The following is an 8,043-nucleotide window of genomic DNA, read 5'->3' as shown; positions in this document are numbered from 1 at the left end:
GTGAACAACGTCCGGTTTCAGGATGGGGAGCAGGTAACCGATCAATCAGACAGGACTGCCGCCTGACTGCCATCCACCAGATTTGACTATAACTCCATGGCGCCGGGGGAGGCACCAAACCACGCGCTAACCGGGTCAAATCCGCAGCGCCGATACCAGGCGGCGGCTACAGCCGTGGAGGCTGCCACGCCTAGCAGCAGTAGCGCTGCTGAAACAGGCCAATCGAGCACGCGTTGCGCCAATTGCGGGGTCACTTGGCTGCCTAATACGATGCCCATTACTGCTAAAAAAACATTCCGTAACGGTTCAGGCACACTAACATTAACGCCCTTTGCAGAGGCCAATAGATTGGCAATCAGTGGGCCTAGCATCCAGGCAAGGGGTAATCCAGAGAGTTGAAAAAGCATGCCGCCCACGGCGCCTACACTAAGCGAAATCGCGAGCGACTTTGCATTCTCTGCACTGAAACGGTAGCCCTTCAAACGGTCCTCCAATAATCAGCCTCTGGCTAAGCGCCGGGGTACTTATCCTGCTAAGCGTCATGGTCAGTTTATCACTATTAGAGGCTGTTGATATTCAGGCCTTCAATCAGACGCTCAATAAGTACCACTACTGACTTGGTCACTGCCGTTCCTATCGATGAGAGGCCGGAGCCATCGGGAATAGTCCGGAAAAGAGAAGGTTTCCTGGAGTATGTCGAAATTAACACTGACCTACTGAAAAACCATACAAGGATTTGAAGGCTAATATAGATAACTACCGAACCTTTGAGCACACTTAAACTGTGGGCAGCCTTTGGTTTTCCCGGAGCCTTATTCATAGGCTTTTAACGCCTAAACACAGCTCTTATTCGGCAAAAATGCCCGAACCCTCTACTTTCGGGAAGCTACGCATCGTCTGCTGATTCCATGTCTCGAAGTGGTCATGCATTGCTTGGCGTGCCAGTTCTCGGTCACGGGTTTTGACAGCAGCGACAATCGCAATATGCGTCTCATTAGTTTTCTTTTGGGCTTCTCTAGACTGTCGCGCCAAAATCCTGCGCTGGTGAAGCACCTTTTTCAGTACCGATGATAACCCTTGGAAAATAATCAATACGGCAGGGTTTTTGGCCATAATGGCCAACAGTTCATGAAACTCATAGTCTGCTTGAATGCCCTCAAGAACATCTGATGACGTAACGATCTTTTCACACAGCAGCTCAAGCTTTTTCAGTTCAAGAGACTGATGGTTCACTGCCGCCGCCTGTACAATCTCTTTTTCAAACATCTCTCTCGCAGTTTCAAGATGATCGACTGAGATATAGTTGAGCTTAAGCGCCAGCTCAAAATAGAGCTGGATAAAAATAGGCTCCGGCATTTTAAGAAAGGTGCCGCTGCCCTGCTTGCGTTCAATGAACCCAAGGCTTTGCAATAGGGAAAGCACATTTCTCACTGACGAGCGATGCATATCAAAATGCTCACACAGTGCTCTTTCTGCCGGAAGCTTTAATCGGCCATCTTTAGATAGTTCGGAGACCGACACAAACTCCTTAAGTCTATCCAAAAGGTTCGGATCGATCTGACTCATAACATCATCCAAGCGCCACCCCTATACCCCCATGGTTAGTACAGAGGCAGCTTAGCATAATCAGTGAATGTGCATACCGCCGTTAACATCCAGGGTGGCCCCTGTAATGTAACTGGAAAGGTCGCTTGCCAAGAACAGGAAGGACTTGGCGACATCTTCAGGAGTGCCCATTCGTGCCAGCGGGATGTCCTCTAAAATTTTGGCTTTCATCTGGTCGTCCAGCTTGCCAGCGGTAATATCAGTAGCGATTAATCCCGGCGTAACGGAGTTGATGCGAATACCAAAAGCACCAAGCTCACGTGCCATGGCCTTGCTCAGCCCTAACATGCCCGCCTTGGCAGCACTATAGTGCGGGCCGCCGAAGATACCGCCGCCCCGCTGCGCAGACACCGAAGAAGTGTTGATAATTGAGCCCGACTTAGCCGCTTTCATATGAGGTACAACAGCCTGCGACATATAGAGCATGCCCCGCAGGTTCACATCCAGAATACGATCATAATCTTCAGGTAAAATCTCTTCGAATTTCACCGGCTGGGTAATACCTGCGTTATTGATAAGCACATCAATGTGGCCAAATTTATCTGTGACTGCCTCCGCTAAATTGAAGCAATCATCACGGTTCGCTACGTTTCCAACCACTACTAGCGAGCGCTCAGGGTCAAACTCGCTGCGCACCTGATCGCAAGCCTGCTGATTGATATCGGAAATGACGATTGAAGCTCCGTGCTCATAGAAGAGCTTCGCTGTTCTCAAGCCAATGCCTTTCTCACCTGCGGCTCCTGTGACGATACAAACCTTGTCTTTAAGTAGCATAACGTTCTCCTTTTATTGATTTGTAGTAAATTGTTTGTCAAGAGGCTCCAGCTCCATAAGAGAGCGGGAAATGCGCCACTCGATGACATCGAGTGGCAGTGGTTGCTCATCGCGCCAAGGTTGAGCATTGGCATCACGATGAAGGCGGAATGGAAGCTCAAGTGAAAACGGCTTATTCTTGCGAAGGAGCTCCGCCGCTAGCGCAGTGTCATTCACATCCCCTGCTCCCAATGGAACAAAATCGATACCATCCTCGCGGCGCACACAGGGTTTAAGATGAAAATGGTCGGCAATATTCATTGCCGCACGTGCATCTTCAAGCGGTTCTCTAGCAGGGCAGTGAGCTAACAGATTGCCGATATCGTAATTAATACCGAAGGCCTGAGCGTCCAGCTGTTTAAGCAAGCCCGGCGCGTCACTGGCATGGTCGAGTAAGTTGGAAACGCCGTTGCCGGGATTCTCCAGCAGAATGCGCACACCATAGTGGTGAGCAATCGCAGCCAGGGTATCGGCCTGTGCAAAGAAGACCTCTGCGCGCGCACGCGTGGCGGCGTTAGTAATTAAATAGGAGGCCCCTAAAGACGCAGCAAAACGACAGCGTGCTTCAAGCCTGGCAGCTGCGTTCTCAATGCCCAAATCAATATGACCAGAAAAATACCGGCACTGCTGGCCATGGCGCTGCATTTCACTTTTAAGCTCAGCTGCGAAAGCATCCGTAAAATCGCTGTCGGTGAAGGCCTCTACATAGCCATCAATAAAGGCAAACTCCACATTCCTTATGCCACACCGCGCTAGCGATGGCAGAATTACATCGAAATTATAGCCGTCGTAAGCCGCGGTACTGACAGATATAAAGCTGGGCATTGTGTCCCCTTAGGCCGTTCCATTAAGCAGTCGGTAAGTACGAATCAGCTGGCTATCATCTAACTTGCCCTCTCCTCGCTCAGCGCTGGAAACAAATAGCTGACGCGCGGTTTCTGCCAGTGGCGTAAATGCCTTAGAGGTCTTGGCTGAGTCGCAGACAATGCCCATGTCTTTGCAGAAGATATCGATCGCACTGGTAATAACATTGGGCTCAGCGATCATCCGAGGGCCACGATCCTTCAGCATCCAACTGGAAGCTGACGAGCCCTGTAACAGCGTCAGCATGGTTGAGGCATCAATACCGCTCTTCTCGGCCAGCGCCAGCGCTTCTGCAGCCGCCGCAATGTGTACGCCGCACAGCAACTGATTGACCACCTTCATCGCCGCGCCCTGCCCCGGCTGCTCCCCAGCTTCAAAGACAACTTTGCTCAACACGTCAAACGCTTGACGGCATTTCGATAAAGCCTCTTGAGTGCCCGCCGCCATAATAGTGAGCTCACCCAACTGAGCACCCACTACACCACCTGAGACAGGGGCATCGATGAAGTGTAGATCGGGCCTAACCGCCGCGACATCTTTTGCGATGGCTGCCGCATCGTCGGGGGCAATGGTGGACATCTGCACAATGCAGGCACCATGGCCGAGCTGCTCGATGCTTTTGCTATCGAACAAGACGGAACGCACCTGACTGGCATTCACCACCATGATAAAAAGCACTTCACACTGGGCCAGCCCGAGATGCTTTTGCTCGGATAACGTCACCTGTCCGTTGAAAGCCGTTTCCGTTTGTTCAACCGCATCCATGCCCAACACCTGAAAACCACCTTCTTTCAGCTGGGTTGCCATAGGCCACCCCATGGCGCCCAGCCCTGCAAATGCAACAGTTTGCATAACCACCTCAGTAAATAATCAGAGCTGGCACGAAAGACACCAGCAGTAGCACGATAATGGCCACTAGATAGAAGGGCCCCAACTCTTTAACCACAGCACCAATTCGCTCGCGCGCAATGGCTGAGGAAACAAACAGCGTCGTGCCAATGGGAGGAGAAAAGAGCCCAATGCTGAGATTCACACACATAATGATCCCGAGCTGCACAAGATCCAGCCCGATCGCGTTGGCAATAGAGACTAGTGTTGGCCCCAGCAGTAGGATGGCCGCTGGCAGATCAAGGAACATACCGATAACGAGCATCAGTACGTTGATCGCCAAAATGATTAAGATAGGGTGTTTTAGATACTCCACGGCCCATTGGGCGACGGCCTGCGGGACACCACCCGAGGTTAGGATATAGGCAATGATGTTGGCCGCCGCAATAATCAACATCACAATGCCTGTGGTAATCACAGTATTTACCAATGCGCTCATGACTCGTTCAGCCGTCAGGTCACGGTAAATAACACTGCTAACCACCAGGGCATAGGCAACAGCGATAACACTGACTTCAGTGGGTGTAGCAATACCAGCGCGCAGCAACACAACAATAAATACCGGCATCAGCAGCGCTGGCAGAGCAGTAAACAAGGTGTTTCTTACTTCGGCACGGGTGTGCTTTAGCGTTAAGCGTGGGAACCCACGTCGTTTACCAACGAAATAGCAAACCATCATCATGCCAGCTGCGAGCATCAATGCCGGAATCACGGCTGCAACAAACAGTGACGCAATGGAGGTATTCGAGACGGTAGCAAACAAAATGAGCGGGATAGAAGGCGGCATCAAGCCAGCAATCACCGATGACGCCGAGGTCACTGCCGCCCCAAAAGCGCCAGGGTACCCTTCCCTTTTTTGCCAGGGTATGAGCATCGAGCCGAGCGCCGAAGCCTCTGCGACGGCGGATCCGGAAACACCACCAAACACAGTGGAACCGACGACCGTCACCTGACCAAGACCACCGTGATATTTACCCACCAGCATAGAGGCTAAACTCACCAACTTCTGCCCCAACTTGCCTGACATCATCAAGCCACCGGATAGAATAAAGAAGGGTATCGCCAGCAGCGGGAAGCTTTGCGTTGGTTGAAAGATCTTCATAACCGCCATACTCGACGGCATTGGGCCAAAAACGGATAGCGCCGCCCAACCACTTATCACTAGCGAGTAACCCACCGGCATCGCCATTAATAAGAACAGGGTAAAGCCAATAAGCATCTGGGCCGTCATATCCTATCCTCCCCATGCGAGACTTGTGGCTTGGAGAAGCAATCTCCACCGGTCAGTACCATCGCGATGTTAATGAGTGAAACCACTGCTAGCCCTATAAAGCCGACTACAACCGACCAGTAAGCCCAGGACATACCGATACGGGTAATTGGCAGTCGTTGAGTGCCTGCAATTTCGACAACATCTAGTCCGTGAACGGCCATCACGCCAAAAGCGATAGTAGCGATTAGGTTGACGGCCAATACCACTAGCTTCTTGGGTAGCCTTGGCAACTTTTCGACGACCAACTCGACCCCAATGTGCTCGTTTCTTGCGGCAGCGGCGACGATGGCGCACATCGTTAACCAGGGAAAAACCAAGTTGGGCACTTCCGCTACCCAGCCCAAATTGGTAGAGAACACATAGCGAACCACTACACCCAGTAATAGCGACAAGAAGATCGCCACGACAGCGACGATAGATACCCATTTAAAGGTGTGATAAATCAAACTTTTTGAGCTCACTAACAGTGGAGTGGGCCTGCCCACTTCACTGCCGCGGCCCTCTTTTGAGAGCGTCATGATAAGCCCCTTCCGTTATTGCGACTCGCGCTGAGCCGCATTGACGACCATCTCAACCAGCTCTGGGTACTCTGCTGCCCACTGATCGTAAACGGATGCGGTGGCACCGATAAAAGGCTCAGGATCCACTTCATTGAACACGACACCAGCCTCTTCCATCGCACTTCTCAGCGCAGCGTCGGCTTCTAAAGAGGCCTGACGATTAAATTCTCCAGCCTCAATGGCCGCTTGCTGAACCACATCCTGATGCTCTGGTGAAAGTGAATCCCAGACCATTTTGCTCATCAGCAGCGGGGTTGACTCATACTTGTGGCTAGTCAACGAGATATAGTCTTGCACCTCGTGAAGCTTGGATGAGTAAATATTCATTAACGGATTTTCCTGACCGTCAACGACTCCTTGCTCGAGAGCAATATAGAGCTCAGAGAAATTCATTGGCGTTGGGTTGGCGCCTAATGCATCAAAGATGTTGACCGTCATTTCATCCGGTGGAGTACGGATTTTGAGGCCGTTTAGATCTTCAGGGGTTTCGACAGGACGAACATTGTTGCTAACGTGGCGGATGCCGTTATCCCACAGCGCCAGCAGCACAAGTCCCTTTTCTTCCGAAAGATTTTTCAGTTCATCACCGACTTCGCCGTCCATGACCTCCCAAGCACTGGGCAGAGAATTGAACAGAAACGGCAACCCCAGTAACGAGAACTGCGGCACAACGCTGGAGGTCGCGCCCTGGCTATTGGTGCTAAAAGCCAAGGTGCCCATTCTCATCTGAGTAATGGCTTCCATATCGTCGCCATACTGTGCGTTACCGCCAACATCTACTCTTAACTCCCCGTTAGTCCCTTCTTCTATAAGTTCTGCGAAGAGTTCTGAAGCATCCCACTTGGGGTTACCTTCCGCCGCATTGTGGGCGAGTTGTAGGGTTTGCTGAGCGGCGGCATTACCACTAATGAAAAAGGCGCTGGCAATGGCAGAAGCAAGGAGTATTTTTTTCATGACGTTTCTCTCTATTAAATATTTGTTGTTAGAAATAGCGGTTATCAAACGTAACTGGAGTCTTAGTTTTTTGATTTAGTGAGTATCTTCAGGCAACGTGCTGCTTTAGCGATTTGATCACCTCCTTGGTGGAAATACCGTAACGATCATGCAGAGTGGGTAAAGCACCGGCATCCAGAAATTCATCGGGAAGGCCGATCTGATTAAATTTGACGGATACACCCTCTTTCATCAGCAGCGATGCGATGCTTTCGCCCAGACCACCAATGATTGAGTGGTTTTCGGCCACGAAGACAGGACGTTCAGGATAGCGACGAACCTCCGCCAGAATGGTATCGGTATCTAGCGGCTTGATTGTGGCGCAGTGTAAAACCGCCACGTTAGTGCCTTTCTCTCTCAGCTCATCGGCAGCCTCAATCGCACGCATCGTCATCAGCCCAGAAGAGATGATTAGGGCATCTTCTCCATCTAGCAGCCTTTTAGCCTTGCCGATCTCGAACTGGTAACCTTCAAAGCGATCTAAAACACGGGGCACCTTGCCACGCAGTAGGCGTAAGTAGACGGGGCCATCAAAATCGACCATCGCTTGAACTGACTGCTCAATATCGACCGCATCACAGGGGTCAATGATGGTTAGGTTCGGCATGCCGCGGAAGATAGCGATATCTTCGGTAGCCTGATGGCTCGGGCCATAGCCCGTGGTCAGCCCGGGAAGTGCGCAGACAATTTTGACGTTCAGCTTTTCTTCGGCAATGGCTAAACAAATAAAGTCGTAAGCACGGCGTGAGGCGAAAACGCTATAGGTCGTCACGAAAGGGATAAAGCCTTCGCGAGCCATACCCGCACCTGCCATAATGAGTAGCTGCTCAGCCATGCCCATCTGGTAATAGCGATCAGGGTAAGCCTGAGCGAAGATATGCAGATCGGTATATTTGCCCAGATCTGCCGTCATACCGACAATCTTGGGATTTTTCGCAGCAGCCTCTACTAATGCATGCCCAAAGGGCGCGGAGGTCGTTGGCTGGTCATCACCTGCGATGGACGCAATCATTGCCGAGGTCTTTAGCTTCTTCTTGGCGCTCATTT

The 8,043-nt window shown here is 51.3% G+C and carries 8 protein-coding genes and 1 pseudogene; all 9 read right to left on the bottom strand.

Translation table 11 applies throughout. The annotated features are described in order from the left end of the window. Positions 1-95: 95 nt before the first annotated feature. Positions 96-407, bottom strand: a pseudogene (locus ACQKE4_RS13910) (AbrB family transcriptional regulator); the annotation flags it as partial. A 439-nt stretch (positions 408-846) separates the two neighbouring features. Further along, positions 847-1,566, bottom strand: a complete 720-nt coding sequence (locus ACQKE4_RS13905; RefSeq protein ID WP_427389005.1) for a FadR/GntR family transcriptional regulator — start codon at positions 1,564-1,566, stop codon at positions 847-849. Positions 1,567-1,626: 60 nt separating this feature from the next. Continuing rightward, a complete protein-coding gene (locus ACQKE4_RS13900) occupies positions 1,627-2,379 on the bottom strand; it encodes an SDR family NAD(P)-dependent oxidoreductase (protein WP_427389004.1) in 753 nt (250 codons plus the stop codon). Between the two features lie 12 nt (positions 2,380-2,391). Next, a complete protein-coding gene (locus ACQKE4_RS13895) occupies positions 2,392-3,243 on the bottom strand; it encodes a sugar phosphate isomerase/epimerase family protein (protein ID WP_427389003.1) in 852 nt (283 codons plus the stop codon). 9 nt (positions 3,244-3,252) lie between these two features. Continuing rightward, the gene (locus ACQKE4_RS13890) at positions 3,253-4,134 is read right to left on the bottom strand and encodes an NAD(P)-dependent oxidoreductase (protein ID WP_427389002.1); all 882 of its coding nucleotides are present in this window, start codon (positions 4,132-4,134) and stop codon (positions 3,253-3,255) included. A gap of 7 nt (positions 4,135-4,141) precedes the next feature. Continuing rightward, positions 4,142-5,401, bottom strand: a complete 1,260-nt coding sequence (locus tag ACQKE4_RS13885) for a TRAP transporter large permease (protein ID WP_427389001.1) — start codon at positions 5,399-5,401, stop codon at positions 4,142-4,144. Next, positions 5,398-5,961: a TRAP transporter small permease gene (locus ACQKE4_RS13880; RefSeq protein WP_427388999.1), complete on the bottom strand. Its 564-nt coding sequence runs from the start codon at positions 5,959-5,961 to the stop codon at positions 5,398-5,400. Before ACQKE4_RS13880 ends, ACQKE4_RS13885 begins: the two co-directional genes overlap by 4 nt. Positions 5,962-5,976: 15 nt before the next feature. After that, entirely contained in the window at positions 5,977-6,957 is a 981-nt protein-coding gene (locus ACQKE4_RS13875; protein WP_427388997.1) for a TRAP transporter substrate-binding protein, read from the bottom strand. Positions 6,958-7,045: 88 nt separating this feature from the next. Further along, the gene (locus ACQKE4_RS13870) at positions 7,046-8,041 is read right to left on the bottom strand and encodes a transketolase family protein (protein WP_427388995.1); all 996 of its coding nucleotides are present in this window, start codon (positions 8,039-8,041) and stop codon (positions 7,046-7,048) included. Positions 8,042-8,043 lie beyond the last annotated feature (2 nt).

Source organism: Halomonas sp. NPDC076908 (assembly GCF_050269715.1).
Lineage (GTDB): Bacteria > Pseudomonadota > Gammaproteobacteria > Pseudomonadales > Halomonadaceae > Vreelandella.
This window is presented reverse-complemented; position numbering and strand designations above follow the sequence as displayed.

What these genes read in the sequence shown, in the direction of transcription:
- ACQKE4_RS13890 (WP_427389002.1), bottom strand. Translation starts at nt 4,134, where the DNA reads ATGCAAACTGTTGCATTTGCAGGGCTGGGCGCCATGGGGTGGCCTATG.
- ACQKE4_RS13900 (WP_427389004.1), bottom strand. Translation starts at nt 2,379, where the DNA reads ATGCTACTTAAAGACAAGGTTTGTATCGTCACAGGAGCCGCAGGTGAG.
- ACQKE4_RS13870 (WP_427388995.1), bottom strand. Translation starts at nt 8,041, where the DNA reads ATGAGCGCCAAGAAGAAGCTAAAGACCTCGGCAATGATTGCGTCCATC.
- ACQKE4_RS13885 (WP_427389001.1), bottom strand. Translation starts at nt 5,401, where the DNA reads ATGACGGCCCAGATGCTTATTGGCTTTACCCTGTTCTTATTAATGGCG.
- ACQKE4_RS13895 (WP_427389003.1), bottom strand. Translation starts at nt 3,243, where the DNA reads ATGCCCAGCTTTATATCTGTCAGTACCGCGGCTTACGACGGCTATAAT.
- ACQKE4_RS13880 (WP_427388999.1), bottom strand. Translation starts at nt 5,961, where the DNA reads ATGACGCTCTCAAAAGAGGGCCGCGGCAGTGAAGTGGGCAGGCCCACT.
- ACQKE4_RS13905 (WP_427389005.1), bottom strand. Translation starts at nt 1,566, where the DNA reads ATGAGTCAGATCGATCCGAACCTTTTGGATAGACTTAAGGAGTTTGTG.
- ACQKE4_RS13875 (WP_427388997.1), bottom strand. Translation starts at nt 6,957, where the DNA reads ATGAAAAAAATACTCCTTGCTTCTGCCATTGCCAGCGCCTTTTTCATT.